General features: G+C 63.3%; 24 protein-coding genes. 12 read left to right on the top strand and 12 right to left on the bottom strand.

The genetic code is table 11. From position 1 onward, the window contains the following. Nucleotides 1-57: 57 nt before the first annotated feature. On the top strand, nucleotides 58-1,434 hold the full coding sequence (locus NO363_RS08330) for a dihydroorotase (RefSeq protein ID WP_256684337.1): 1,377 nt from the start codon (nucleotides 58-60) through the stop codon (nucleotides 1,432-1,434). Between the two features lie 142 nt (nucleotides 1,435-1,576). On the opposite strand, the gene NO363_RS08325 is transcribed toward NO363_RS08330, so the two are convergent. Further along, nucleotides 1,577-1,993 (bottom strand): DUF3830 family protein, encoded by a 417-nt coding sequence (locus NO363_RS08325; protein WP_256684335.1) that lies wholly within the window; start codon nucleotides 1,991-1,993, stop codon nucleotides 1,577-1,579. 237 nt (nucleotides 1,994-2,230) lie between these two features. Between NO363_RS08325 and aceB the strand changes: the two genes are divergently transcribed. Then, nucleotides 2,231-3,547, top strand: coding sequence for a malate synthase AceB (gene aceB / locus NO363_RS08320; protein WP_256684333.1), 1,317 nt, complete (start codon nucleotides 2,231-2,233; stop codon nucleotides 3,545-3,547). 139 nt (nucleotides 3,548-3,686) lie between these two features. On the opposite strand, the gene NO363_RS08315 is transcribed toward aceB, so the two are convergent. The 6 genes from NO363_RS08315 to NO363_RS08290 form a co-directional block, all read right to left on the bottom strand. After that, on the bottom strand, nucleotides 3,687-4,133 hold the full coding sequence (locus tag NO363_RS08315; protein WP_256684331.1) for a universal stress protein: 447 nt from the start codon (nucleotides 4,131-4,133) through the stop codon (nucleotides 3,687-3,689). Between the two features lie 95 nt (nucleotides 4,134-4,228). Continuing rightward, complete coding sequence (locus NO363_RS08310) at nucleotides 4,229-5,599, bottom strand: uracil-xanthine permease family protein (RefSeq protein ID WP_256684329.1); 1,371 nt, start codon at nucleotides 5,597-5,599, stop codon at nucleotides 4,229-4,231. Nucleotides 5,600-5,811: 212 nt separating this feature from the next. After that, entirely contained in the window at nucleotides 5,812-6,162 is a 351-nt protein-coding gene (gene uraH, locus NO363_RS08305) for a hydroxyisourate hydrolase (protein ID WP_256684326.1), read from the bottom strand. A 4-nt stretch (nucleotides 6,163-6,166) separates the two neighbouring features. Beyond that, complete coding sequence (gene pucL / locus NO363_RS08300) at nucleotides 6,167-7,147, bottom strand: factor-independent urate hydroxylase (protein ID WP_256684324.1); 981 nt, start codon at nucleotides 7,145-7,147, stop codon at nucleotides 6,167-6,169. A gap of 262 nt (nucleotides 7,148-7,409) precedes the next feature. Then, the gene (gene uraD, locus NO363_RS08295) at nucleotides 7,410-7,913 is read right to left on the bottom strand and encodes a 2-oxo-4-hydroxy-4-carboxy-5-ureidoimidazoline decarboxylase (RefSeq protein ID WP_256684322.1); all 504 of its coding nucleotides are present in this window, start codon (nucleotides 7,911-7,913) and stop codon (nucleotides 7,410-7,412) included. A gap of 849 nt (nucleotides 7,914-8,762) precedes the next feature. After that, on the bottom strand, nucleotides 8,763-9,521 hold the full coding sequence (locus NO363_RS08290) for an IclR family transcriptional regulator (RefSeq protein ID WP_256684320.1): 759 nt from the start codon (nucleotides 9,519-9,521) through the stop codon (nucleotides 8,763-8,765). A 296-nt stretch (nucleotides 9,522-9,817) separates the two neighbouring features. Here NO363_RS08290 and NO363_RS08285 point away from each other — a divergent pair, with 296 nt between their 5' ends. Beyond that, nucleotides 9,818-11,518 carry a thiamine pyrophosphate-binding protein gene (locus NO363_RS08285; RefSeq protein ID WP_256684319.1) on the top strand — a complete coding sequence of 567 codons (1,701 nt, stop codon included), beginning with the start codon at nucleotides 9,818-9,820 and terminating at the stop codon, nucleotides 11,516-11,518. A 49-nt stretch (nucleotides 11,519-11,567) separates the two neighbouring features. Next, nucleotides 11,568-12,539 carry an NAD-dependent epimerase/dehydratase family protein gene (locus NO363_RS08280; protein WP_256684318.1) on the top strand — a complete coding sequence of 324 codons (972 nt, stop codon included), beginning with the start codon at nucleotides 11,568-11,570 and terminating at the stop codon, nucleotides 12,537-12,539. Nucleotides 12,540-12,557: 18 nt separating this feature from the next. On the opposite strand, the gene NO363_RS08275 is transcribed toward NO363_RS08280, so the two are convergent. Both NO363_RS08275 and NO363_RS08270 read right to left on the bottom strand, forming a co-directional pair. Next, the gene (locus NO363_RS08275; protein WP_256684317.1) at nucleotides 12,558-13,157 is read right to left on the bottom strand and encodes an HD domain-containing protein; all 600 of its coding nucleotides are present in this window, start codon (nucleotides 13,155-13,157) and stop codon (nucleotides 12,558-12,560) included. A gap of 1 nt (nucleotide 13,158) precedes the next feature. After that, nucleotides 13,159-13,893: an EthD domain-containing protein gene (locus NO363_RS08270; protein WP_256684316.1), complete on the bottom strand. Its 735-nt coding sequence runs from the start codon at nucleotides 13,891-13,893 to the stop codon at nucleotides 13,159-13,161. Between the two features lie 142 nt (nucleotides 13,894-14,035). On the opposite strand from NO363_RS08270, the gene NO363_RS08265 reads away from it, so the two are divergent. Next, on the top strand, nucleotides 14,036-15,304 hold the full coding sequence (locus tag NO363_RS08265) for a M24 family metallopeptidase (protein ID WP_256684315.1): 1,269 nt from the start codon (nucleotides 14,036-14,038) through the stop codon (nucleotides 15,302-15,304). Here NO363_RS08265 and NO363_RS08260 read toward each other — a convergent pair. Continuing rightward, on the bottom strand, nucleotides 15,298-15,984 hold the full coding sequence (locus tag NO363_RS08260; protein WP_256684314.1) for a DNA methyltransferase: 687 nt from the start codon (nucleotides 15,982-15,984) through the stop codon (nucleotides 15,298-15,300). The two genes, NO363_RS08265 and NO363_RS08260, sit on opposite strands and share 7 nt — an antisense overlap. Nucleotides 15,985-16,084: 100 nt before the next feature. Here NO363_RS08260 and NO363_RS08255 point away from each other — a divergent pair, with 100 nt between their 5' ends. The 4 genes from NO363_RS08255 to NO363_RS08240 all read left to right on the top strand — a co-directional run bounded on the left by NO363_RS08255 (nucleotide 16,085) and on the right by NO363_RS08240 (nucleotide 20,101). Beyond that, nucleotides 16,085-17,089 carry an LLM class flavin-dependent oxidoreductase gene (locus NO363_RS08255; RefSeq protein WP_256684313.1) on the top strand — a complete coding sequence of 335 codons (1,005 nt, stop codon included), beginning with the start codon at nucleotides 16,085-16,087 and terminating at the stop codon, nucleotides 17,087-17,089. 987 nt (nucleotides 17,090-18,076) lie between these two features. Further along, entirely contained in the window at nucleotides 18,077-18,229 is a 153-nt protein-coding gene (locus tag NO363_RS08250) for a hypothetical protein (protein WP_256684312.1), read from the top strand. Nucleotides 18,230-18,314: 85 nt separating this feature from the next. Then, nucleotides 18,315-18,788 (top strand): VOC family protein, encoded by a 474-nt coding sequence (locus NO363_RS08245; RefSeq protein WP_256684310.1) that lies wholly within the window; start codon nucleotides 18,315-18,317, stop codon nucleotides 18,786-18,788. Nucleotides 18,789-18,871: 83 nt separating this feature from the next. Continuing rightward, the gene (locus NO363_RS08240; protein WP_256684308.1) at nucleotides 18,872-20,101 is read left to right on the top strand and encodes an amidohydrolase family protein; all 1,230 of its coding nucleotides are present in this window, start codon (nucleotides 18,872-18,874) and stop codon (nucleotides 20,099-20,101) included. Here the strand turns inward: NO363_RS08240 and NO363_RS08235 are convergent. After that, nucleotides 20,095-21,411: a polysaccharide deacetylase family protein gene (locus NO363_RS08235; RefSeq protein WP_256684307.1), complete on the bottom strand. Its 1,317-nt coding sequence runs from the start codon at nucleotides 21,409-21,411 to the stop codon at nucleotides 20,095-20,097. The two genes, NO363_RS08240 and NO363_RS08235, sit on opposite strands and share 7 nt — an antisense overlap. A 199-nt stretch (nucleotides 21,412-21,610) precedes the next feature. Here NO363_RS08235 and NO363_RS08230 point away from each other — a divergent pair, with 199 nt between their 5' ends. Next, entirely contained in the window at nucleotides 21,611-22,534 is a 924-nt protein-coding gene (locus NO363_RS08230) for a thiamine-phosphate synthase family protein (protein WP_256684305.1), read from the top strand. 119 nt (nucleotides 22,535-22,653) lie between these two features. Here NO363_RS08230 and NO363_RS08225 read toward each other — a convergent pair whose 3' ends face one another. Next, nucleotides 22,654-23,367: a ferredoxin--NADP reductase gene (locus tag NO363_RS08225; protein ID WP_256684303.1), complete on the bottom strand. Its 714-nt coding sequence runs from the start codon at nucleotides 23,365-23,367 to the stop codon at nucleotides 22,654-22,656. A 160-nt stretch (nucleotides 23,368-23,527) separates the two neighbouring features. Between NO363_RS08225 and NO363_RS08220 the strand changes: the two genes are divergently transcribed. Together NO363_RS08220 and NO363_RS08215 are read left to right on the top strand one after the other, a co-directional pair. Beyond that, a complete protein-coding gene (locus NO363_RS08220) occupies nucleotides 23,528-24,136 on the top strand; it encodes a hypothetical protein (protein ID WP_256684302.1) in 609 nt (202 codons plus the stop codon). A 510-nt stretch (nucleotides 24,137-24,646) separates the two neighbouring features. Continuing rightward, the gene (locus tag NO363_RS08215) at nucleotides 24,647-25,048 is read left to right on the top strand and encodes a high-potential iron-sulfur protein (RefSeq protein WP_256684301.1); all 402 of its coding nucleotides are present in this window, start codon (nucleotides 24,647-24,649) and stop codon (nucleotides 25,046-25,048) included. Nucleotides 25,049-25,082: the final 34 nt, after the last annotated feature.

The following is a 25,082-nucleotide window of genomic DNA, read 5'->3' as shown; positions in this document are numbered from 1 at the left end:
CTCTAGCGGAATCGAACAGCCAAACGGTTTTACGTTGCTGGGTAGAATCGGTGGTCGATGCCGGTTGATACAGTAATTTCGAACGGGACCATCGTGACGAGCGAGAGCGTTTTCGATGGTGCCATCGCGATCGACGACGGAACCATCGTCGGCGTTGGCGACGAGGAGACGCTGCCAGAGGCCTCGACCACGATCGACGCGTCGGACCGCCTCGTGATGCCTGGCGTCGTCGACCCGCACACTCACATCGACGACCACGTCTCGCTCGACAGCTACGAATCGGCGACCAGCGCCGCCGCGCTCGGCGGCGTGACGTCGCTCATCGACTTCGGCTGGCAGGCGTACGTCAGCGAGGACAGCGCCTGGGACGAGGAGAGTACGATCCGGGAGGGTGTCGAGCGCAAGCGCGAAAAGGCCGAGAATCCGGTGATCGACTTCAGCCTCCACGGCGGCTTCCTACGCGAGGGCGAGGATGCCTTCGACGAGCTCGAGGGGCTGATCGAGGACGGTATCACTTCGTTCAAGATGTACAGCACCTACGAGTTCGGTCTCTCGCACGGCTATATCCGCCGAGTGTTCGACGAGCTGGCGGATCTCGACGCCGTTGGGGTCGTCCACACCGAGGACCACAGCGTCTGTGAGTCGCTCACCAAGGAGTTCCGGGAAGCCGGACGGGACGATCCCCGCTGGCTCGCCGAGGCGCGACCGGATTACGCCGAGGCGATGGCCGCCGACGATGTCGCCAGACTCGCCAGCGAGACCGGCGCACAGTACTACGGCTTCCACACGTCCTCCCGAAAGGCGGCGGATGCGCTCGCACGCTACCAGCGCGACGGAAGCAACATCCGTGGTGAGGCCTGCGTCCACCACACTACGCTGACGAAGGAGCTCTTCGACGAGATGGGCAACCTGCCGGAGCTGACGCCGCCGTTGCGGACCAGCGACGACAACGACGCCCTGTTTGAGCATCTCCGCGAGGGTGCGCTGAGTGTCGTCTCGACCGATCACGTCGCACAGACGCGCGAGCGAAAGGAGACCACCGAGTGGTGGGAGGACCCGTTCGGGGCCAACGGACTGCAGGCGAGTCTCGCGGTGTTCCACGACGAGGCGGTGAACCGACGCGGCTTCTCGTACCCGTTCCTCGTCCGGACGATGTGTACGAACCCGGCACGGACGTTTGGCTTCGCCGAGAAGGGCACGCTCGATCCCGGCACCGACGCCGACATCGTCCTGTTCGACCCGAACGAGAGCTACACGATCACTGCCGAAGACAACGCTTCGGTCGCCGACTACTCGATCTACGAGGGTCGCGACGTGACCGGGCGCGCAAAAACGACGCTCGTCCGCGGCGAGGTCGTCGCCGACGACGGCGAGATCGTCGAGACCGGTCGTGGCGAGTTCGTCCCGCGCGAACGACCAGACTGGAGCGTCTAAGTCGAACAGCGTTGCTGACGTGTGTCGCCGATTCGATCTTGCTATCGATCACGAGCGTCGGCCGTAGTTATCGAATCGTACCGAGAGACGGACCGACGGCTGAGTGCTGTCGGTCGAAAAAGTGATCGGGACTTCGGCCCGGTTAGACTTCGCGGATGGTGATGTCTTTCTGACCGTTCTTGAGCGTGTCCTGTTCGAGCTCGTAGAGCTCCTGCTGGGTCGCGTCGAGGTTCGCGACGTGGTTGCCAGCGAGTTCGCCGGCCGGGCTCTTGAAGCACGTCGAGCCACACGGGACGAGGATCTCCTTCTCGTTGCGGTAGCCCGGGTAGAGCAGGATGTCGCCGCGCGAGGGGTACACAGTATGATTCTCGCGGGGAACCTCCGGCAGCTCGATCTCGTCGATGTTGACCCACGTCGCGTGCCCGCTCCAGCGGACGTGCATCAGATCCGATTCGAGCGGCAGGAAGTCGCGCATGGCCTTGACCGATTCCGGTGCCTCGTCTTCGAGCAGCTCGGCCGTGTAGACGTCGCCATCGATGTCGAATTCCAGTTCTCCCATATCTCTGGAACCAACCGCCCCTCTGATAAGGATTGTGAATCGCTGTGACTGACTTCCGACGGATCGGGAGACGGACGTCGATCACGGACGATATTCCACGACGACGGTTCGTTCGACGATATCGAAACTTACAGGTACTGCTCGAACCACATGATAATTGCAAGATGACTGTCACGGGCCGTCCGATGCTGGACAGTTTTCGAGCCACTGGTTACAGAGATGACCACTGATACACAGATGACAGGGAACACTCACGACAAGCGACTCCACGAGCGGCAGTTCGTGCGGACGTTTTTCACCTCGCCGACGGCGGTCGAAGGCGAGGAGGATTCGGCGAAGATGATCCGCAGCGCGAGCCAACTCCGTGGAATGCAGGCACCGGACGTGTGGGTGCCGGACAACGAGGACGCGACGGCACCGTCGATGCGCGACGAGGGAGCGGCGAACATCGTCGAAGTGCTCTCGGAGAACGGGGCGGAGTTCCCCGGCGAGATCCACCCGCGGGTGGTCTGGCATCGCGACAGCCCCGAGACGCGCCATCAGGGGCTCAAGCGCATGCTGTCGATCGCCGACCCCGAGAAAGGAGCCGTCGAGCACCTCGACGGGTTCGTGATCCCGGAAGTGGGTGGGATCGACGACTGGAAGAAGGCCGACGAGTTCGTCACGATCGTCGAGCACGAGCACGGCCTCGAAGAAGGCTCACTGGCGATGTCGGTGATCGTCGAGTCGGGTGCCGCCGAACTCGCGATGGGCGAGCTGCGCGAAGAGATGGGCAAACCCACAAACAACCTCGAACGGCTGTTCATGCTCGTCGACGGCGAGGTCGACTACACGAAGGACATGCGCGCGATCACGCCGACAGGCAATCTGCCGGCGTGGCCGGAGCTGCGCCACAACACCTCGCGCGGTGCGAGTGCGGCGGGTCTGATCTCGGTCGACGGTCCCTACGACGACATCCGCGACGTCGAGGGCTACCGCGAGCGCATGACCGCCAACCAGGCCAAGGGGATGCTCGGCATCTGGTCGCTGACTCCCGGCCAGGTCGTCGAAGCGAACACGTCGGGCCTGCCGCCGGCGACGGGGTCGTGGCTGCTCGACGACGGTAGCCAGCAGGTCGCCCTCAAAAACGAGGACGGCAAAGAGGTCTACACGGGCGACCGACTCTCGCTCTCCGAAGACGGCGACGGCTACGTGCTGACGGTCGGCAGCGACGAGCGCCATCTCGACGAGGAGGAACTCAGCGAGGAACTGCTCGGCATGGTCGAGTACGTGCCGAGCATGGACGACATCGTCGACTCCATGGAGCAGTTCGAGGAAGCTCGTGATGCGGGAACGGGTGCGATCGCGATGGAGCGTGCCGCAACCATCGAGATCGACGGTATCTCGGTCGACGTCGCCAACGACCGGATGTGGGACGAGGCGACCTATCAGGCGTCGATGACGCCCGTGAGCCTCTTCCAGGACGTCTACGAACACCGTCCGGACCAGCACGACGACCTCGAGGAGCTCTACAGCCCCGACGTCGTCGAGCGGGCCACCAACGTCGGTAACTGATCGGCCCGGCTTTCTTCTTCGTTCGCGATTTTTCTTCACACGGTCGGCCGATATGGTCTCAGAGAATCTTCGTACTACGGATGACTGGGTGACTATCTGTTCGATTCGTCTCGATGAGACGTAGGCCGCGCGGTTCGATTCAGTCCGTACGGATCGTCACGGTGCCGTCGAACTTGAGCAGGACCGACTGGGCGAGATCGCCGAAGAGTGCTTTCCCCGTCGGTGAGCGTTTTCGGCCGCTGATGAAGATGTGGTCGCAGTCGCGCTCGTGGGCGAGCTCGAGGATCTGTTCTTCCTTGTCGCCGAGCATGCCGACGGCCTCGTACTCGACGTCGAGGCCCTCGAACATCTCGGTGCCGATATCCTCGGCGAACCGTCGTGCACCCTCGCGCGCTCGTTTGCCGCCGTAGCCGACGTTTCGTTCGGGGATGTCGGCCATCGAGGTGGCGTACTCGCTGAACTGCTCCTCGGTCGTGACGTGGAGCAAGAACAGCTCGGCCCCGACGCCTTCGGCGAGCTCGCCGGCTTCTCGCACGAGTTCCTTCGTCGATTCGGTTCCTTCGACGACCACGAGCGCTCGTTGCATGCTACGTGATCCGGGAGATGGGATGGTAAATCTACCGGTGGTGTCGTTATTTAAAATAACTGATTGCTTTGGACCGATATCGCGATCGTCGTCGATCAGTCGTTGACGTCCGTGGCGGCGACGTCCTTTTCGGGCGAACTGTCGACGGGGTTCGACTGTGGGAGGAGGGCATTGAGGATGAGTGCGGCGAACCCGCCCATGACGACGCCCGAACCCATCAGCGGCTGGACCACTTCGGGGAGGTTCTGGACGAGTTCGGGGCGGAAGGTGACGCCCAGTCCGAGCGAGGCTGCGGCGGCGATGATGGTCGTGTTGCGCTGGGTGAGCGAGACTTCGCGGTGGATGATGTTGAGGCCGCTGGTGAAGATCTGTGCGAAGAGGATGAGCGTCCCGCCACCGAGGACGGGATCGGGCACCGTCGTGATGATCGCACCGATCTTCGGGATGAACCCACCGACGAGGAGGATCACACCGCCGATACCGACGATGAATCGGCTGGCGACGCCGGTGAAACTGATCAGGCCGACGTTCTGTGCAAAGGAAGTGTTCGGGAACGCGCCGAAGATCGCTGCGATGCCACTCATGACGCCGTCGCCGAGCAGCCCACCGCGGATCTGTTTGTTCGAAGCGTTCCGCCCCGTCTCGGAGACGATTGCCGAAATGTTGCCGATGGTTTCCATCGCGACGATGACGTACACGGCTGAGATGGCGATGATCGCCCCCGGATCGAACGCGATGCCGAATTTCAATGGGATCGGGACCGCGAACCAGCCCGCATCCGCAACCGGTGCGAAATCGACCATGCCGAGGAACACCGCGACGACGTAGCCCAAGAGGATACCGAAGAACACGCTCGCGATGCGGAGGATCCCACGGAAAAACTGGTTCAGCGCCAGAATCACCAGGAAGACGAGCGCGGCGACACCGAGATTCATCAGCGAGGCGTAGCCCGCCGCACCCGGGCCGGAGGACGCGCCGGCGGCGTAGTCGATCCCCGTGGGGATGAGCGTCAGGCCGATGAGCATCACGACGATACCGTTGACCAGCGGTGGAAACAGTGGCTTGAACCGTTCGTAGTTCGCTCCGATGAAGGTCTGAAGGAGCGAGCCGACGAGCGCCGCGCCGAATATCGTCGCCAGTCCGGCGTTGTCGGCGATGAGCTGCAGCGTGCCGAGGAACGCGAAGCTCGTCCCCATCATGATCGGGAGTTTCGCGCCGACGGGGCCGGCGGGATAGGCCTGGATCACGCTCGCGACACCCGCGACGATGAGTGCCATCTGGACGAGGAACGTCGTCTCCCCGGTCGCGAGCCCGATCGCCGATGCCATGATGAGTGGCACCGCGATGTTCCCGAGCACCATCGCGAGCACGTGCTGGAACGCCAACGGGATCGCTTCCCCGAGTGGTGGCTTTTCCTCTATGTCGTAAACGACGTTCGACGCGCTGGTTTCATCTGACTGTGTCATACATTCCCTGACCATGAGTCCCGCTTACGACCACTTAACAATGATGATTTTCACGGATACGCGTTCGATCGACCGTTATCTATATGGAACGTACCCAACGGATAGATGGCCACTGACCTCCGTCTGTCACCATCGGCGAGCATGGGGTAACGCCGGTACTATCGGACTGTGTCATCGAAAACGCGACCGGTCGGCAGGTCGCGACCGCGTCGTTAGCTGCCGCGATACGTCGTGTAGCCGCCGGGCGAGAGCAGTAGTGGCACGTGGTAGTGCTCGTCGGGCTCCTCGATGACGAACCGGACCGGAACCGTCTCCAGGAACGTCGATCCCGTTTCGCTGCGGCGGTAGTAGTCACCGACGTCGAACTGGAGCTGGTACGTTCCAGCTTCCATCTCGTCGGGTGTCAGGAGTGGCTCGTCGAGGCGACCGTCGTCGTTGGTCGTCCCGTCGGCGATCGTTTCGGCGTCGCCGTCGGAATCCAGCCGCTGGAGCGTCACCGTGACGCCCTCGGCGGGTCCCTCCCGGCTCGTGTCGAGTACGTGCGTCGTGAGCTCTGCGGCCATCTGTTTACTGTTCTTCGAGGTCGTCGCGATCCATCGAGAACTGCTGGTAGCCGGTCGGTCGGGCCGGCTCGCGCAGCACTCTGACGTCCTCGTCGCCGTCGATCTCCTCGCGAACGGCGATCCAGGTCTGGTTGTTGGCCTCGAAGTTGACCGATTCGAGCTGCGGGAACCGTTCGAGAACGCGCAGGCCGACCTGGTAGATGAGGTCCTGGATCGACTGCGAGTAGATCTCGTCGAACATGACGTGGGCGATATCGCGGACCTGCTCGGGGGCGACGTAGCGCTGGGGCTCCTCGCCGAGACAGTCTTCCGGATCCTCGTAGTTCCAGAAGATGTCCATCGAGACGTACAGTGTGCGATCCTCGCGCTCGGGCAGGGTCGTGTGCTCGTCCTGGACGTAGTCCGTGAACGAGCTGCCCTTCACCTTGACCAGCTGCAGGTCGGTGATGCCGCTGTTCTGCTCTTCGATCTGCGGGCCGTCGTCGCCGCGGGTGAGGTAGACCTCGCCGAAGCCGGACTCGTTCTGCGAGACGCGGAAGACGAGATCGCTCGGCTCGAAGTCGCCGTCGTCGGTGGGGACGTCGAGCTCGTCGAAGGGGATCTGGTCGGCCGACAGCTGGATCGCCTCGATCTGGGGGTACTGGTCGAGGAACTCACGGCCCGTGAAGTCGAGGAACCCCTCGACCGTCGCGCCGTCGTACTCGCCCAGCTGGTACTGGACGAAGTTCTTCATCGTGTCCGTCGCGACCAGGTCGGTGTTGTCGGCTTCCTTGAAGTTCTTGAAGAACTTGTCGCCCTCGAGTCGGACGCGAACATCCAGACCGAGCAGCGTGTTGTCGCGACCGTCGAACGACGATTCCGGGATCGTCCGGACGTTTTCGAGCGGCGACGCGTAGGTTCGGTAGATACCGATCTTTTCCTTCCCGTAGTTCATCAGCCGTTCGCCCTCCTCGGGTTCGGGCTCACGGTGTTTGTTGGTCGTCATACGCAGTTGTGTGGTTATGCCACCCACTACAAAAGCTTTTATACTCGATTCATCATGAGGTTTAGGCGTTTCGCTGACCGATCCGAACCAGTGTGAGGCGATCCGAATCGCCCATCTCGACGGCCTGTCACGCGCTTCTCGATCGGCACTGTCGGGAATCGAACGTAACGGGCGGCCCGATGGACGCATCGGCGAGTAAAACGAGCGCGTTCCCCTCCCCGTAACTTGCTCGGGCCCTCGCGACCCGTGCGCGAACGGTTTCCTAGTCTTCCACCATGTCGTCGAGGCGGAGCCGTGCGATCTCGTGGACCTCGTCGAGGGCGGTTCGGAACTCCTCGTCGGTGGTGTGTTCGACGCGTTCCTCCATCGCGCTGCGGATCGTCTCGGGCGACTCGTCGTTCACCGACATGATGAACGGGAAGCCGAATTTCTCCTGATACCGATCGTTCAGTCGCTGAAACGCCTCGTACTGTTCCGGCGTGAGTTGGTCGAGCCCGGCGGACGCCTGCTCCTGCTCGGAGGCGTCGGTCATCTCGGTCTGCTCACCGAGATCGGGATGGGCTTTGAGCAGTTCCCGGGTGCGCTCCTCCGAGGCCTCCTCGACGGTCGCCTCGAAGGTCTCCTGCAGATCACTGACCGACGAGAACGGCTGTGCCGACCGGCTCCGCTCGGCCACCCATGGCGACGTCTCGTAGACGCTGCCGAAACGGTCCACGAACGCGTCCTCGTCGAGCTGATTCGCTTCCTCCAGAGTGAGTTCGGCCATGACTGCTGCCCGTCGGCTCGCCGGCCAGTTAAAACTCTCCCTTCACCAGCGAACGACGGGAGCGACATACTACAGTCCTCGCACGCGTATGGGCACTGGCGTTTCCGCTTCCGACATTCACCTTCGGTTTGTAACCATGATGATGTCTCATTTCGAAACACGCGTTTTCATACCGAACTATCGTCCAGAACCGTCGCTATCGTACATCCGATTCGGCGTGTCGAGATCCCCTTTCGCGTGCTATCTCTTTCCCACGATCTCTTTGGACGTGTCGTGGCGAGTCGAAAAAAGCGAATCACGCCGACGAAGCTCTCGAACCTGATTTTTCGATCGTTCGAACATACCGCCTCGTGAGTGATGGCGACGCCGATACGGATCGCTTTCTGCACGACGACGTGGCTGGGGAACCAACTATCAGTTCAGATAACCTTCTTTTCGGAAATCGAAACACCGGCTGTGCCAGCCGAGCCACGTCCCGCTCAGTTTCGGATGCTGTTCGTCCCCATGAACCAACACGTATCACGGCTGTTCACGCCTGTTCGACAACGATCGTGGACTATACTATCGCGGATCGATCCCCGCCATCGACCGTTTTCGGTTGGGATGACTCCCTCGACGCTGTTTCCACTGTTCGAAGCCGGGTCGTACTCCGAGAACGTGGAGGTACAACCGTGGAAGACACGGGATGGCCTTTTCATATCCCACACCTACTATGACAGCATGACTATCGTCATAGAAGATCGAACGCCACCGGGTGGGGAGAGAAATCGTTCCATCGCTCGGCGTTTCGCGGCGACGTCACAGCCGTCATCGACGTCTGCGGGACATCGGATGTCTGCACCGGCTTGGCTATCCGTACGAGAGGTTTATCTCGATTTCGTTGACTGCACCGAGGAGCAGTTCCGGAAATTCCTCCGTCAGCGTCTCGCCCGCTAGACGGTTGGCCGGTCCGGAGATGCTGAGCGCGCCGATGGCAACGCCGTGGTCGTCGGTGATCGGCGCACCGACCGCATATAGGCCCGGAATGGACTCTTCTCGGTTGAACGCGTAGCCCCGCTCCCGGATTCGTTCGAGATGCTCGAACAGTTCGTCGCCGTCGGTGATCGTGTCGTCGGTGCGAGTGGGCAATCCGTAGCGTTCGACGATGTCGCCGACGTGTTCGGGCGGACGGTGGGCGAGGATCGCCTTGCCGGCCGCGTGCTGGTGGAGATAGCCGATATCGCCCTCGCGGCTGTCGGTGCGGACGGATCGCGCCCCGCTCGCGCCGTAGAGGTGGATACTGCGCCCGTTCTCGGCGGTCATACACCATACCTTCTCGCCGGTCCGCTCCGCCAGTTCGTCGACTTTCGCGTGCGCCTCGTGATACAGCGGCCGCCCGTCTCGCGCGTCGAGACCGAGATCGAGGAATCGGAGTCCGAGCGAGTAGCCTCCGTCCTCGACGAGATAGCCACGCTGCACCAGCGTTCCGAGATGGCGATGGACGGTGCTTTTCGCCCGATCGAGATCGGCGGCGATCTCGCTCACGCCGGCATCGTCGTACTCAGCGACGTATTCGACTATCTCGAACGCCGTCTCGACCGTCGTCACCGGGTTGGCCACCTCGTGCATGCTTGCTACTGTATCTCATTCGAGTTAGTTCTGTTCCCGTGAGCGAAACAGGCATTCGGATGATCGGTGATCGCCTTCGTCCATCATTGTGGCTGTTCCCGACAGTTTTCCACGCCCGACGATTCACCGCTGGAGCTGTTCAACCCGAGGACAATACGGATTACCATTCCGACCGATAGAACGAAGTCGTTCCGTGCAGAGTTTGGCGTACTGCCACACGCACCGGTGTCGATCCGGTTTCGCGAGCGCGACACACTCACCGACTCGGTGCCCGCTGTGGACAGTCATTCCCAGCTATGACAACTGTCAGTACGGAACTCGTCCGGACGCTGGAACGCCTTGACGTCGAGTATCTCTTCGGCTATCCCGGGGGGCGAGCCATCGAACTCCTCGAAGCGGTCGCCGAGTCGGAGATCGAAGTCGTGCGCCCGCGCGACGAGCGCGAGGCGAGCGTGATGGCCGAGATGTACGGCCGCCTCCACCGCAAACCGGGCGTTCTCACCGGTCAAGGGCCCTGGATCGGCTCGATCGGCGCGATCGGACAGTTAGAAGCACGGCTCGGCTCCTCGCCGATGGTTGTACTCACCGAAGCCTCCGAACGCGGCGAGTATTCGACGCTCGCGCCCTACCAGCAGGCCCGCGGCGACTACGGCGGGTTCGCACTGCCGAAGATCCTGGACGGGATCACCAAGGAGTGGTGGTTCCCCCGAACGCCGAAAGAAACCCTCAGAACGACGCAACTCGCGTTCAAACATACGACCGCGGGCCGGCCCGGACCGACGGCCGTGATCCTCGACGGCGACGCTGTCACCGCCGAGGTTCCCGATACCGACGAGCCACCGGCGCTCTGGTCGCCCGAAGTACAGGTCAGAAACTGGGAGTCACGCCCCACGACGACCGACGTCGAGCGCGCGGCCGAACACCTCGCCACGGCCGAGCGACCGGTGGTCATCGCGGGCAACGGCGTCCACGCGGCGGGAGCCTACGACGAACTCGAAACCGTCGCCGAGCGTTACGAGGCGGTGGTGACGACCTCCTATCTCGGGAAATCGACCATCGCCGAGATCCACCCGCTCGCTGCGGGCGTCATCGGTTCGTTCGGTCACGAGGGCGCAAATCAGGCCGTGAGCGAAGCCGACACGCTGCTGGTGGTCGGTTGTCGGCTGAATCCGATGGACACCAACTGGGGGGCCGAATCGTTCGTTCGCCCTGACGAACAGACGATCATTCACGCCGACATCGATAGCCGCAACGCGGGCTGGGTTTACCCCGCCGATGTCGGCTTGATTGGGGATGCGAAGGAGAGTCTGCGCGCGCTCGATCGTGCCGCTGAGGCGTACTCACCGGACAACGACTGGGCACGCGAACGCGCCCGCGATGCTCGCGAGTCGTTCCGGGTAGCCGAATGCGACTCCGACGCCGAACCGATCAAACCACAGCGAGCGGTCGCCGCGATCGACGAAATCGTCGACGGGAGCACGCTCGTCACTGCCGATTCGGGCAACAACCGGTTCTGGTTGCTGAATCACCTCCAGACGCCCGCACGGCGAACGTATTTCGGCAGCGGCGGCGTCGGCGGGATGGGCTGGGCCGGTCCAGCGGCCGTTTCCGCGGCCATCACCACCGACAGGGATGTCGTCGCGGTCGCAGGCGATGGTGGCTTCGCGATGACGATGACCTGCGTCGAGACTGCGGTCGAGTACGGCGTCGCGCCGACGTTCGTCGTCCTCAACGATACGAGTCTCGGGATGGTCCGTCAGATGGACGATGCGATCCCCGGCGTGGAGTTCCACGATACCGACTTCGTCCGAGTCGCCGAGGGGTTCGGCGCGGAGGGAACGCGCGTACGCTCGCCCGGGAATCTCGACGAGACGCTTGCTGCGGCGAAGGCGGCCGACGTCCCCACGGTGGTCGACGTGCGTATCGACCCCGACGAAGAGATGGCTGAGAGTCTCCAGTCGTCGTTCTACGAGTCGGTCGGCGGCCTCCACGAGTAGTTCTGGGGCGGCGCAACGCTTTTGCTGAACTCGTGCGACTGTCGAGGGGATGGGAGCCAACGAGACCGTCCTCGTCACTGGTGGCACCGGCTTCATCGGCGCGTACGTCGCGCGCTCGCTCGTCGAGCACGGTCACGAAGTGATCGCCTACGACCGCTCGACGGACCCGCGAATCCTCGAGAAACTCGACGTCGCCGATCGGGTCACGATCCGCCGTGGCGACGTGAGCGACCCCACGGACGTCGTGAACGCGGTCGCCGAGACCGGCGCGAGTCGAATCGTCCATCTCGCCGCACTGCTGACGAACGCGGCGGAATCGAACCCGCGCGCCGCCCTCGACGTCAACGTGCAGGGGACGAGCAACGTCTTCGAGGCGGCGCGCGCCCTCGATCACGTCGAGCGCGTCGCGTGGGCCTCATCGGCGGCGATCTACGCTCCGCCCGCGAACTACGACGACGGCGGCGACTGGTGGGTCACCGAGGACGATCTCGTCGCCCCCGATACGCTCTACGGCGCGACCAAGGAGTACAACGAGCATCAGGCGCGCGTCTATCACGAAGCGTACGGCGTCGAGCACGTCGCCATCCGACCCACGGTCGCGTACGGTCCCTTCCGCGAGACCGGTGGGTCGGCCTTCCTCGCGGATATCGTCGAGAAACCCGCCGTCGGCGAGGCCGTCGCCGTCGACTACGGTGACCAAGAGATCGACTGGCAGCACGTCGAGGACATCGCCCAGGCCTTTCGGCTGGCGGCGTTCACCCCAGAGGAGGATCTCTCACAGCGAATCTACAACGTCCGGGGCGAACTCGCCTCGATCCGTGATGCCGCCGATACGGTCCGGGAAATCCTCCCCGATGCGGATATCGAGGTCAGTGACGATGGCGAACTGCCGTGGACCCAGCGCCTCGATATGAGCGCCTTCCGGGAAGACACGGGATACGAGGTCGAACACGATCTCGAGGCCGGCTTTCGCCAATATATCGACGTGCTGCGCGAGGAGAGCGGGCTCGATCCGCTGTAACGCGGTCGTTTCGCTGGCTCAGTCCGTCGTCTGGCTGTACTGCTCGACCCATTTCTTGAGGCTGATGCCCATTGCGGACTGGGTGATGGCGTTCGAAGAGGCGGCGTTGGCGCTCTTGACGAGTTCGGCTTCCAGAGTACGTTCGGGCACTTCGCCGAGGAAGTGTGGGATCGCACGCTGAACAGTGATGGGGACGCCCACCTCGTGAGCGAGCGCGTAGCCCGAGATCGAGTGGGGAATCACCCCGGAGGCGTAGCGCTCGCGATCCGTTCCCGCGAGCAGTTCACTATCCACGTGATCGACGTATTCGTAGCATTTCCCGACGTCGTGGAGCAGGCAGGCCGCGACGACCACGTCGACGTTGGGCTCGGCGTCGTGGAAATCGCGCTGAACCCGTGCCGATTCGAGCGCGATCTTCGTCACGCCGCGGACGTGCTCGACGTTCGAGACCTCGTGGATGTTCCACGCGTACGGGATGTCGCCGATCTCCCGCCAGCCACCGCGTTCGAGGCCGAGAATCCATGCTTCAACGACTCGTTCGCGGAGATCGTCGCTCGCGATCCGATCGAGTTCCGGAAACGCCTCCTGAACCAGTTCCTCGTAATCCGTCTCGTCCATCTCAGTAGCCTTCGACGTCGTCGATCTCGTCCTTCCAGACTTTCTCCTCGCCGATGAAGCGGGGCCGACGATCGATGTCTAAGAAGTTGTCCACGTCCCTTCGGGCCTCCGCCGCAACCTCCCGCGTCGGGTCGTAGTCACGACTTCCCTCACTGCCGAGCGCTTGGTGGAGGTCGTCGAGCGATTCGAAATAGAGTTCGGCGACGCCATCGAACTCGGCGTTGTCGGGATCGGTGGGATAGACGGTCTGGTAGCGAACGACGCCCTCGATGTCCTTCGCCAGCGGTGAGTGGGTCTCCTCCCAGTGTTCGCGAAACTCGTCGTGGTTCATCCCATCCTTGCGAACGAGGAACGCCGAGTGTTTGTAGAGTTCATCAGTATCTCCGTCGATCTCGTCCTTCCAGACTTTCTCCTCGCCGATGAATCTGGGTCGGCGATCGATATCGAGGAAATTGTTTACGTCCTCGCGTGCCTCCGCTGCAATCTCTCGGGTGGGGTCGTAATCCCGATCTCCTTCGCTGCCGAGCGCCTCGTGGAGATCGTCGAGCGATTCGAAGTAGAGTTCGGCGAGGCCGTCGAACTCGGCGGTGTCGGGATCGGTAGGATAGACCGTTTGATAGCGAACGACGCCTTCAATGTCCTTCGCCAGCGGCGAGTGGATCTCTTCCCAGTGTTCGCGAAACGCGTCGTACTCCATCCCGTCCTTACGGACGAGCAATGCGACGTGTTTGTACATCTCGTTCGTGGTTCGTCGGCTTGTGCGATAAATCATCGGGGCGGTCGGTGTGAAGAGGGGCTGGAGGAACGGGGGTCGCCGTGGTGTGTCGTAGCTTGCCGAAACAACGGGATTTATCTGTCGACTGGCGGAGGACTTCGGTATGTACGAGCGCGATTTCATGGAAGGGACGCGGGGGACTCAAGCTGTGGACTGGGAGGAGCGCATCGACGTCAAACGTCTGCGTGAGGAACGCTACGAGAAGGCCCTGGAGCGACTGGCGGACTCGGAGCTCGGCTCGATGCTGCTGGTCTCGGACCCGAACATCCGGTACGTCACCGGGCTCGCGATGACCGGCGGGAGCGGGGCGGACCACTACACGCTCCTCACCGAGAACGGCGACGTAATCCACTGGGACACCGCCGATCACGCCTCGAACCAGCTGTTCAACTGTCCCTGGCTTGACGACATCCGCTACGCCGCGCCGGGGCTGGGCAACGTCCCGCGCGCGTCGGGCCGCGACTCCGCGCGCGAGTTCCTGACCGAAAAGATGGCGAGTCTCGTGCAGGAAGCGATGGCAGAGTACGGTGTCGCGAAGGAACCGATGGGTCTCGACGTCGGCAATGCAGGACTGATCGACGCTTTCGAATCGGGCAGCGTCGAGGTCCGCACGAAGGAATGCGTCGACTTGATGCACGATGCCCGAAAAACCAAGACGAGCGACGAGATCGAGTGTCTGCGGATGGTGGCGGCGATCTGTGAGGCAGGGTTCCAGCAAATAACCGAATCGGCTCGACCCGGCAAGCGCGAATCGGAGGTCTGGGGCGATGCAGTGCGCGAACTCTGGCGACACGGCGCGATGGCCCAAGGTGGCTACGTGACCAGCGGACCGAACACGTGGCCGAAACATCAGGCCAACACTACTGACAGAGCGATTCGACCGGGCGACATCGTATATGCCGACTTCTACAACGTCGGCTACCTCGGCTATCGCTCGTGTTACTACCGCACCTTCTCGATGGGCGAACCCACCCAGGCCCAGCGGGATGCCTACGAGACCGCCCGGGACAACCTCTACGACGTGCTCGAACGGATCGAACCGGGTGCGACGACCGACGAGATCGCCCAAGGGTTTCCGGACATGGCGGGCGAGCACGCCGACTGGTACGACGCCGACGAACACTGGCAGATGACGACGAACCACTGGGCGCACGGATTGGGCCTCCAACTCTACGAGGTGCCCCTGATCTGGCGCGGGCTCTCGCCCGACCATCCCATCGAGATCGAGGAGGGGATGACGATGGCCGTCGAGACGATGGAGCCGGCCGACCGCCAGGGCGTGCGCGTCGAGGAGATGGTCGTCGTCCGCGAGAACGGTGTCGAGATCCTGAGCCAGTGGCCAGTCGAGGAGATCACCCGCATCGACTACTGATTCGGCGCATCGAAGACGAGGCAGTAGCTGTGATCGTAGCCGTACCCGTAAACGCCGCCCTCGGGGTCGTCAGAGTATCTCTCGTCCTCGTTCTCCCAGCCGACGACGACCTCGCCGCGGAACTCGAACGTCGCTGCGACGGCATCCGCCACGTCCCACGCCAGCGTGGTCACTCTCCCGTCGTGTTTCATGTTGGCGACGTCGACGAGCACCGTCCCATCGGGAACGACGATTTCGCCGACGTGGGCGAACACCGTTTCGATCGCATCGAGATATTCCTCGTACGTCGTCTCGCTCTCATCGTCGTAGTTCGCCAGCGGATCGACGTCCATCGATTCGACCATATACGGCGGCGAGGTGAAACAGCAGTCGATCGCCGGAACGTCGTGCGATGGGAGATCGAGCGCGCTCGCGTGAACGACACGTTCCGGATGATCGATCCGTTCCTCGATGTGCGTGACCCGCTCGCGTTCGTACTCGATGCCGTAGACTTCCCGTCCCAACCGTTCGCCGACGGCGAGCGTGGTGCCGAACCCGGCGAACGGATCGAGCACCACGGCATCCGGAGCGGTGTGCTCGGTCAGGAAATGTGCCACGTACGACGGTGGCGTGCGGGGATCACCGTCGGCGGACGACGGGAGCGCCGTCGGTTTCTCGTAGGGTAGCGTCAGGAACGTCATGGCCAAAGATCAGCAGCGGTGTCCATCAGCCGTTCGGTATCGCGTTCGTCGGACAGTCATCCGGGGATAGTGCTTTGAGGCCCGGGTGCACAGTTCCGCTATGAAGCTCGGGACCGGACTGTTCACCGGCCAGCGGCGACCCGACGACGACCGCTCGATGAGCGAGCTCTACGACGAGATCCTCACGCTCGGGCGAGCGATCGACGACGCGGGTCTCGACAGCGCGTGGGTCTCCGAACACCACTTCGCCGAGGACGGCTATCTCTCTGGAACGATGCCGACGCTCGGCGCGCTCGCGGCCGTGACAGACGAGATCGAGATCGGGACGTGCATCGCGCTCGCGCCCCTCTACGATGGCGTTCGGCTGGCCGAGGACGCGGCGACAGTCGATCTGCTTGCCGATGGTCGGTTGACGCTCGGGCTCGCCATCGGCTCGAACCCCGACGAGTTCGAGCAGTTCGGCGTCCCGCGCGAGGAACGCGCCGAACGCCTCGCCGATCAGGTGAACCTCCTACGAGCGGCGTGGTCCGCCGGTCCACTCGACTACGACGCCGACTTCCACGACATCACTCCCGACGTGAGCGTGACGCCGAAACCCGACGGGGGTGTGCCGATACTGCTCGGCGGTGCGGCCAAACCGGCTGTCCGCCGTGCCGCCCGGACTGCCGACGCGTGGTGTGCCCCCTCGAAACTCCCTCTTTCAGGCATCGAAAAGCGCGTCGACGACATCCGTAAGGTCCGCGAGAAGGAGGGAATCGACGGCGAGTTCACGGTGTACGCGCTCGTCCACGGTTGGGTCGACGAGTCGCGCGAGGCGGCATGGGAAACGATGAAACCCGGCTACTTCTACCTCCAGCGGCGCTACGCCGAAATCTTCTCCGGCGAATCGGTCGACGAACTCTCCGCCGAGCGAAAGCAGGAATTGAAAGAAAACGCGGTATTCGGTACAACCGAACAGGTCGCGACAGAGTTAGAGCGATACCGTGCGGCCACGGGCGACGACACTCATATCATCTTTCGCACCTATCATCCCGGTATCGGCACCGATGCGATGGTCGATTGTATCGATCGGCTCGGTACCGAGGTCGCGCCGATGCTTCGGTGAATGGGGGTTCGGTCGCCGTTCCCGAGGATCTTGGCCGGCACGTCGCTCGCCTCGGGTGCTTTCACAGTCCGTGAGATCGAATTCCGTTCTTTCGACGAACATCGATACGATCTGTCGATTCCACCTCCACTCTCGGCCTCTGTATTCGATATCCATCGACGACAGGCTGGTGATCACGCGTACGAAAGAACTGCGTCGGCTCTTCCGTGTCGTCACGGGTCCACGACGGGGTGGTGCCCGAACCGATCACTGGCCTTCGGAAACAAACCTGGAGGACACATGTAGACCGTTGTTTCTACGGTATCTCCGACGGAATATAGAGACCATCTATGACGATCTGTATACACTATCGAGGTAATATCGAATATCTGATTGTTGATTGGGGATCGTTGAAATGGATAGGAAAACGGACCCGTCCTCCGATCGGCGGCTCGAACGCCGCCGTCTCCGGGTCCGGAGCTTGAAACGATGTACGTCGATGCCGTCACCGCGGACCCCCGGTTCACGAACGTGACGCTCCGCCTTATACCCCTGAATTTGGCGTTCAAGACGGCCAACTGTCTGAACAGAAGTGGTTGGTGGAGAACAAAAGCTATAAATTAGTGCAGACTAAAAATACTCTTAGGAGGTATAAATTACAATCCGGACCAGTGGAGTGGTGGAGCTACGCGATGGGGCGATCCGTCGTGTGCTCCCGACGTAATGGTACTCTCCGTTGCTACACGCCCGCCCTGGTGAGTTCCTGTATCCACTTGGGCCATGGGCATTGGTGATTCTACTATGCCACTTGCGGGATTTTCGACACACTGCGGACGAAACGTCGATCCCGTCACCACCGTCGCGAGCGAATACTTACCATATCTGCTATGGTATTCACTGAATGACAAATATATGATATAAAATGTGACGTTTCAAGGATCGATCCGCGGAGCCATCGATCCCGTCGAAGCCAGCGCGTTCAAGTGACGGTGCGTCGTTGACTGTCGCGTGACCGTCGATCTCGTCATCGCGAATGGCACCCTGGTAACACCCGATCGACTGCTCGACAGCGCCATCGCCATCGACGATGGCGAGATCGTCGCCGATCCCGGCTACGGCGAGTTCGTCGCCCGCGAGCGACCCGACTGGGATGCCGAGTAGGAACCGCCCTCGCCTTCCTCGATCGTCGATCCGGGCGAATCCATCAAGCGCAACCGATTAGTCACCGTTTGGCAGAGATACCACGATGGATTCGATAGCGTTCACTCACGCGAGCATCTCCGCGCACGACCTCGCGGAAGCGGTCCGGTTCTACACCGACGTGTTCGGCATGGAGCGCATCCCGTCGCCCGATCTGCCCGTCCCGGTCGAGTGGCTCCAGTGTGGCGACAAACAGCTCCACCTGTTCGAGCGGCAGGTCGAAGCGCCCGAATACCACCACTTCGCCGTCCACGTCGACGACTTCGAGCGCGTCTACCGCATTGCCCTGGAACGCGACCTCTTCGACGAGTATGCCGCTGACGGCGTGCCGGCGATCTACGAACTCCCCGATGGTGTACTCCAGACGTACATCCGCGATCCGAGCGGCAACCTGGTCGAAGTTGATCGTCCCGACACGAAGGGGCTGGATTCGGAGATCGCGGCGGCCGTGGAGAAACGCTCGGAGACCGTCTCCCAGTCCGAGGAAGGACTCCGATCGTCGCTCTATACGGATTCCTGACGGCTTCATTCGACCGAACCTCGATCACATGCAGCCGCGATTGTGATCCCACGATTGATGCGGGCGCTCCACCATCCACAAGCATGGATTCCTCGCCGACACTCGTCGTCCGCAACGCCCTTCTTCCGGAAAACGACGCATCCGTCGACATCGCGATCGACGACGACCGAATCGCGGCGATCTGCCCGGCAATCGACGGAGAGGGAGAGACCGAACTCGATGCCGAGAGAAACCTCGTCTCGCCGGGGTTCGTCGACGCACACGTCCATCTCGATATGGCGTTCTCGGCGTCTGGCGACCGCCGCCCGCGATACAATGAGGGCGGGGCCGATCGGGCGGAGACGATCGAGCGCACGGCGACGTACTTCGCCGAGGCGGACCACGACGAGCTCGTGGCGAACGCTCGCCGCGCGGCCGATCAGGCGATCGCCAACGGCATTCTCCACCTCAGAACGCACGCCTACGTCGACGGGACGGTCGGGACGGACGTCGTCGAGGCGATCTCGGCGGTTCGAGAGACGATCGGCGACCGTCTCGATATCGAGATCGTCGCGTTCCCGCAGTACGGCGTCCGCCGCGACGAGGGCTCGGTTGAAGCCGTCCGTGCGGCGCTTGACACCGGGGCCGATCTCGTCGGCGGGCTCGATCCCGCGACGTTCAACGACGATCGCGAGGGGACGATCGCCACGTGGTTCGAAATCGCTACCGATCACGACGCCGACCTCGACGTCCACATCCACGAGCGCGGCACGACCGGGATGCGGACGCTCCGCCATCTCGCCGAGGCGACGATCGAACGCGATTACGAGGGCCGAGTCACGGCGAGTCACGCGTACGCGCTCGGCGACGCTGCGAGCGATCAGGCACCCAATTGGGAGGGACGACTTGGCGACGCGATGGAGACGTTCGCGGCGGCCGAACTCGATTTCATCACTTGCTATCAGAGCACGCCACGGGGCATGCCGATCCGCCGGTTCCACGATGCGGGGCTCACGATGGCCCACGGCACCGATCAGGTCCACGACCTCTGGGGTGCTCACGGTAACGTCGACGCGCTCGAAGCGATGCTCGTCGAGTCGCTCACACTCGATGGCTACGCGACGAATCGGGGATTACGCTCTCTCTGGAACCTCGTCACTGAACAGGGTGGGACGATTCTGGATCTCGACGATTACGCGCTCGCCGAGGGAGCCCCGGCGAACCTCGTCGTCCATCACGGGCCGTCGCCGGAGTGGGCGATCACGTCCAACCGGACGCCGCGATACGTCGTGAGCGCGGGCGAGGTCGTCGCCCGTGACGGAACCCTTCAGTAGGGCTGTGCGTCCGCGAGCGCCGACGGCAAGACGACATCCACGTCCGCCTGCTCGATGTAGTGGAGTTCGTCGCGAAACGCCGCGGTCGACAGCCGGGCTTGCCCGATCGTGTGGAACATGACGGTCGTGACGCCGCCGAACCCGGCAGCCATGTCCACGGCCTGTCGCACCTCTTCCGGGTTGTCCCCGTTGACCCGGGGAACCCACGCCGGTTCGGTGATCGCCCACGGGGCCGGCGAGGAGCCGCCGCCGAACGCCAGTTCGTGGAACTCGCCGACCATGTCGAGCACGCCTTCGTCGAAGTCACCGAACGGCCAGATCAACGTCTCACCGCCGCTGTCGAACCCTTCGTCGATGAGCCACCGTTGCGAGCGTTCGATGGCCTCCCGTTGTCGTTTCCGCGACAGCGTCGGTAGTGGTGCTTCCTCGAACTGGGGATGCGAAGCCATCTCCCAGCCGTCGTCGGCCATCGTGTGGAGCTGGGAGCGGGTCGCGCGGATCTCGTTGCCGACGAACCACGGAATCACGCCGACGACACCGGGATAGCCGAACTCGTCCATGATCGGCTTGGCCGTGTCGAACTGCGTGTGGTGACCGTCGTCGAACGTGAGGATTACCGCACCGCGCCGCTGTGACAGTTTCCGGAGGCGCGGCGCGCCCACGCGCAGCGTGAGCGATTTCTCGTCGCCAGTGTACGCTCTGATCACCAGCCCGCGGACGTCGGTCAGATCGGGCGCGCCAGTGACCGACGACGGCGCGAAATCGACCCGCACGGTCCCCTCCTTTCGCTTGAGATAGCGCTCCATCGAGAGGCGGTTGTCCGCATCCGGTGCGAGCAGCTGGAGCTCGATCGTCTCCTCGGCCGCGCGATCGAGACGGATGCCGAACGACAGCGCCGAACTCGTCAGATCGATCGGCCGATCGAACGAGGCCCGCATCGCCGTACGATCGACGCGTACCGGCGAGACGAGCTCGACGCCCGTGTCGCCGCCCGGGCCGTGCCAGTCGGTTGACGAAACCGATCCGTTGGTCGCCGTCCACTCGCCGATCCCGGAATCGGCCGACAGCGGCGTGCCGCTCGCCCACGCTGTCCGCCGCAGCTTGGAGCCGGGATCGTCACGATCCGTCCCGCTCGTCCGCCCCCGACTCCGGTTCTCGGTGGTGGTCGACGGCTGCTGGCGGTCGGTCTCGTTTGGTTGGTCGTCGTTCGGTCCGGCCGTCGAACCGAGAATGGTCGTACAGCCCGACCCCAGCGCGGTCGCGGCGGCACCGAGCATCGTCAGCAGTCGTCGCCGGCCGGGGTCAGTCACTCAACGATGTTCTCTCGAACGCAGTATATGGGCTTTGGTCTCTCGCCGGCTAAATCAACGGTGACGGGACAGAAGAGCGAAATTATTGCTTCTGCACACAACGGCTGGGGCGAATCGATGAACCCGCCGACGACGGCATCCGATCATCGACGGACGGTGATGACCACGATTTATACACGCCGTCGTCCGACGATGCCGCATGTCACTGCGCCTCCCGAGCGAGATCGTGGTCGAGCGGTTCCTCCCGACCGCTCGGTCGATGCTGGCGAGCGAACTCGCCGAGCGCGATTTCACTCAACAGGAGATCGCCGATCGACTGGGCGTGACTCAGGCCGCCGTCAGCAAGTCCCTCGGCGGCGACGGCGCTGTCGAGGAGCGGTTTCGCGAGAACGAGCGGATGCAGGCGACGATGGCGCGGATCGCCGACGGGTTCGCCGCCGACACGATGAGCGGTTACGAGGCGCTCGCAGAACTGCTCGAACTGATCCGTGCGTTCGAGGATCGCGGCCCCATCTGTGCCGTCCACGAGGAGGAGATGCCGGCGCTCGACGGTCTCGGCTGCGATCTCTGCGTCCGCGGGAGCGACGACGGCGTGCTCGCCGAACGCGACGTCCTCAGAACCGTCCGCACCGCCGTGCGACGGGTGACGAACACGCCGGAGATCGCCGCCCACGTCCCGAAAGTCGGCACGAACGTCGCCACGGCGCTGCCGGAGGCGACCGACGCGACCGCGGTCGCGGCCGTTCCCGGACGCGTCCACGCGGTCGGCGGGCGGGTACTCGTTCCGGCACAGCCCGAGTTCGGGGCCTCACAGCACGTCGCCGAGACCCTGCTCGCCGCGATGGCGATCGATCCCTCGATCCGAGGTGCGCTCAACCTCGCCACCTCCGATGCTCTTCTCGCGGCGGCCGAGGAACACGATATCGATCCCCTGCGATTCGACGCGGACTACGAGAACCGCGCCGAGCACCTCCGCGAGCGCTTTCGCGAGCGCGGGGCAGTCCCGCGGCTCATCTATCACGAAGGCGCGTTCGGCATCGAACCCGTGACCTACCTCCTCGGCGCGGATGCGATCGAGGCTGCCGCGCTCGCCGGCGATCTCGTCGCAGCTGCCGATGGCTGATGGAGCCGACGGTGCGTCCTGATCGACCACCGGGGTCCTGCGAGAACCCGTCGCCGGTTCGGTAAGCACCGTGATGCCGAGCGGGAATCGTGGACTCGTCCGGTCGGTGAGGCGCTTGCTCAGTCTTCGACCTCGCCGTCTTCCCAGCCCTCGGAGAACACCCGATCGTCGTCGACGCCCAGTTCGTCGAGTTCGTCCTTCGTGTCGACGACCATCCCCGGGACGCCACAGACGTAGAAATCCCTGTCGAGGTCGTCGAGACGGTCGTCGAGGTGATCCTGAACGTAGCCGGTCGGGCCCGCCCACTCCTCGTCGGAGAGCGAGTAGACGACGGACAGCTCGTCGTGTTCGGCCGCGAGCTGGTCGAGCGTCTCGCGGTACATGACGTTCTCCTGGTTCTTCTCGCCGTAGAAGAAGTGGGCCTCGCCGGTGCCGACTTCGAGATACTGTTTCAGCATGGCTATCATCGGCGTGATACCCGTCCCCGTTGAGACGAAGACGACGTCCCTGTCGGTGTCGCGAAGGGTGAGGTTGCCGCCGAGCTCGCCGAGCGTGATCGTGTCGCCGACCTCGCGCTCGTGCATGTAGACCGAGGCGGTGCCATCGTCGTAGCGCTTGATCGCGAGCGTGATCCGGTCGTTGCCCGGCGTGTTCGTCGCCGTGTACGGACGGACGACCTGTTCGTCCTCGTCGTCGTCCGGCTCGTCGCGCTCGAAACGGACGGTCGTATGCTGGCCGGGGTCGAAGTCGAACGTTTCCTCGGCCTCGACCACGAACTGTTTCACCCGCGGTGTCATCCGGTGGATCGACGTGATTGTCGCCTCGAAGGGCATGTGCACGGGTCGGCCGCGACCGTCCTAAACGGACGGCTTGCAGTATTTTGTGACGATCACGTCGCCGGATCCGATCGTCGAATCACCCGCCTGCCGCCACGTCCATTGTCTGAACTGTTCAGGCCAGTACCATTAAGTTGATGTCGGACACGGGAGGGGTATGGCAACAGTAGCTGAACCGACGTCGTCCGTCGAGGAGATCCGGTTCGTCGTGGGGGCTGCGGGGTCGCGCTACGCGCTCGCCGCCGCGGGATCAATCCTCGGACTTCCCGTGCTTGCCTTTCTCTCCGGGAGCGAAACGCTGCTGTTCTACGTTCACGTCAGCCTCGGGGCCTTTTGGTTCGGACTCGACTACTTCTTCCGGTACGTGATGGCTCCCGCGCTCGACCGGGCCGGTCCCGAGACGGCCGCCGCGGTCATCCCGCATCTCACGCCGAAGATCATGGTCGTCGGCGAGTCGCTGACGGTCGGGACGATCGGGTCGGGAATCGCGCTCGCGTACCGCCTCGACTACTGGGCCTCGCCGACGATCTATCTCTGGGGTGCGCTCGCCGTGACGGGCGTGATGCTCCTCATCGCGTTCGGCCCGCTGCACTCGCTGCAGACCGCGATGCTCGTCGAACTGGCCTCGTCCGATCCCGACGGTGGACGCGTCGGGCAGCTGAACAACCGTGCGCTGCGCTGGCTCATGGGGATGACCGGTCTCATGCTCGTCGTCATCGCCATGATGACCGGTCTTCGTGGACTCTTGCCGGCTGCCGGTGGCTGAACGACGCACGCAGTTGTATCGGGAGAAAAATCCGTCCCCTTGATGGGGGACGGGACGCCCGCGGTGGCTTACGGGCCGGGTGTCGGCGACGGGTCGCCGCCACCGTTCAGGATGCGGTCGATCACCTCGTTGAGATCCGGCGCTCTCCCCGTACCGGAGCCGTCCCGGCGCTGTCGTAGAGGCATGACTAGTCCCTCCACATGACAGTAGATCACACGGTGGGATAACGGTTGGGATGGGACGCGACAAACCGACCCGAATCCGGGCCTGAACTGTGGTTCGATCGACTGTACGAAACGTTTTCATCGGTGGGCTGTCATTCACACCCACAGATGCGCTCAGTGTCCGTCGAGAGAACGGCCGGAAAAAACATCGCTACTGTTCCGAGCCGGCGTTCGTGCCGGGATCGAGCGAAACGAGCGAGAGGGTGCCCGACGACCACTCGTCGACGGCCATCGTCGAATCCACACGGGATCGATTCGATGGGGTACACGAGGGGTGAGCTCCGGCATGGACGATAGACGGACGTTCCTCCGGCTGATCGGCGGGGGATCGACCGCCGTGCTTGCCGGCTGTTTGGGATCCGACGCGGGCCAGTCCGACAATGGGGACGCGACCACTGCCGACGGCGGTGCCTCGACCACCACCGCTCGTACCGGTGGAACGACGAACAGCTCCGTGCCGGCACGCTACGAGACGGCGACGGGTCTCAGCGATCGCCAGCGCGATCCGTCGTCGCTCACCGCCAAGGACACCGTCGCCTACCAGTCGTCCCCGAAGGATGGGCAGGGCTGTTCCGGCTGCCAACATTTCATCCCGGCGAAAGGCGACGACGAGCTCGGTGCCTGCGTGCTGGTCGAGGGACGTATCCATCCCGACGGCTGGTGCAAACTCTTCTCACCCACCGGCTAGCAGTCGCCGTTCGCCGGCTGTATCAGGCGAACTA

The organism is Halococcus qingdaonensis (assembly GCF_024508235.1).
GTDB classification, from domain to species: Archaea; Halobacteriota; Halobacteria; order Halobacteriales; family Halococcaceae; genus Halococcus; species Halococcus qingdaonensis.
This window is presented reverse-complemented; position numbering and strand designations above follow the sequence as displayed.

Bases quoted from the DNA above. Each gene is read 5' to 3' on its own strand.
- NO363_RS08330 (WP_256684337.1), top strand. From the start codon at position 58: ATGCCGGTTGATACAGTAATTTCGAACGGGACCATCGTGACGAGCGAG.
- NO363_RS08325 (WP_256684335.1), bottom strand. From the start codon at position 1,993: ATGGGAGAACTGGAATTCGACATCGATGGCGACGTCTACACGGCCGAG.
- aceB (WP_256684333.1), top strand. From the start codon at position 2,231: ATGACAGGGAACACTCACGACAAGCGACTCCACGAGCGGCAGTTCGTG.
- NO363_RS08315 (WP_256684331.1), bottom strand. From the start codon at position 4,133: ATGCAACGAGCGCTCGTGGTCGTCGAAGGAACCGAATCGACGAAGGAA.
- NO363_RS08310 (WP_256684329.1), bottom strand. From the start codon at position 5,599: ATGACACAGTCAGATGAAACCAGCGCGTCGAACGTCGTTTACGACATA.
- uraH (WP_256684326.1), bottom strand. From the start codon at position 6,162: ATGGCCGCAGAGCTCACGACGCACGTACTCGACACGAGCCGGGAGGGA.
- pucL (WP_256684324.1), bottom strand. From the start codon at position 7,147: ATGACGACCAACAAACACCGTGAGCCCGAACCCGAGGAGGGCGAACGG.
- uraD (WP_256684322.1), bottom strand. From the start codon at position 7,913: ATGGCCGAACTCACTCTGGAGGAAGCGAATCAGCTCGACGAGGACGCG.
- NO363_RS08290 (WP_256684320.1), bottom strand. From the start codon at position 9,521: ATGCACGAGGTGGCCAACCCGGTGACGACGGTCGAGACGGCGTTCGAG.
- NO363_RS08285 (WP_256684319.1), top strand. From the start codon at position 9,818: ATGACAACTGTCAGTACGGAACTCGTCCGGACGCTGGAACGCCTTGAC.
- NO363_RS08280 (WP_256684318.1), top strand. From the start codon at position 11,568: ATGGGAGCCAACGAGACCGTCCTCGTCACTGGTGGCACCGGCTTCATC.
- NO363_RS08275 (WP_256684317.1), bottom strand. From the start codon at position 13,157: ATGGACGAGACGGATTACGAGGAACTGGTTCAGGAGGCGTTTCCGGAA.
- NO363_RS08270 (WP_256684316.1), bottom strand. From the start codon at position 13,893: ATGTACAAACACGTCGCATTGCTCGTCCGTAAGGACGGGATGGAGTAC.
- NO363_RS08265 (WP_256684315.1), top strand. From the start codon at position 14,036: ATGTACGAGCGCGATTTCATGGAAGGGACGCGGGGGACTCAAGCTGTG.
- NO363_RS08260 (WP_256684314.1), bottom strand. From the start codon at position 15,984: ATGACGTTCCTGACGCTACCCTACGAGAAACCGACGGCGCTCCCGTCG.
- NO363_RS08255 (WP_256684313.1), top strand. From the start codon at position 16,085: ATGAAGCTCGGGACCGGACTGTTCACCGGCCAGCGGCGACCCGACGAC.
- NO363_RS08245 (WP_256684310.1), top strand. From the start codon at position 18,315: ATGGATTCGATAGCGTTCACTCACGCGAGCATCTCCGCGCACGACCTC.
- NO363_RS08240 (WP_256684308.1), top strand. From the start codon at position 18,872: ATGGATTCCTCGCCGACACTCGTCGTCCGCAACGCCCTTCTTCCGGAA.
- NO363_RS08230 (WP_256684305.1), top strand. From the start codon at position 21,611: ATGTCACTGCGCCTCCCGAGCGAGATCGTGGTCGAGCGGTTCCTCCCG.
- NO363_RS08225 (WP_256684303.1), bottom strand. From the start codon at position 23,367: ATGCCCTTCGAGGCGACAATCACGTCGATCCACCGGATGACACCGCGG.
- NO363_RS08220 (WP_256684302.1), top strand. From the start codon at position 23,528: ATGGCAACAGTAGCTGAACCGACGTCGTCCGTCGAGGAGATCCGGTTC.
- NO363_RS08215 (WP_256684301.1), top strand. From the start codon at position 24,647: ATGGACGATAGACGGACGTTCCTCCGGCTGATCGGCGGGGGATCGACC.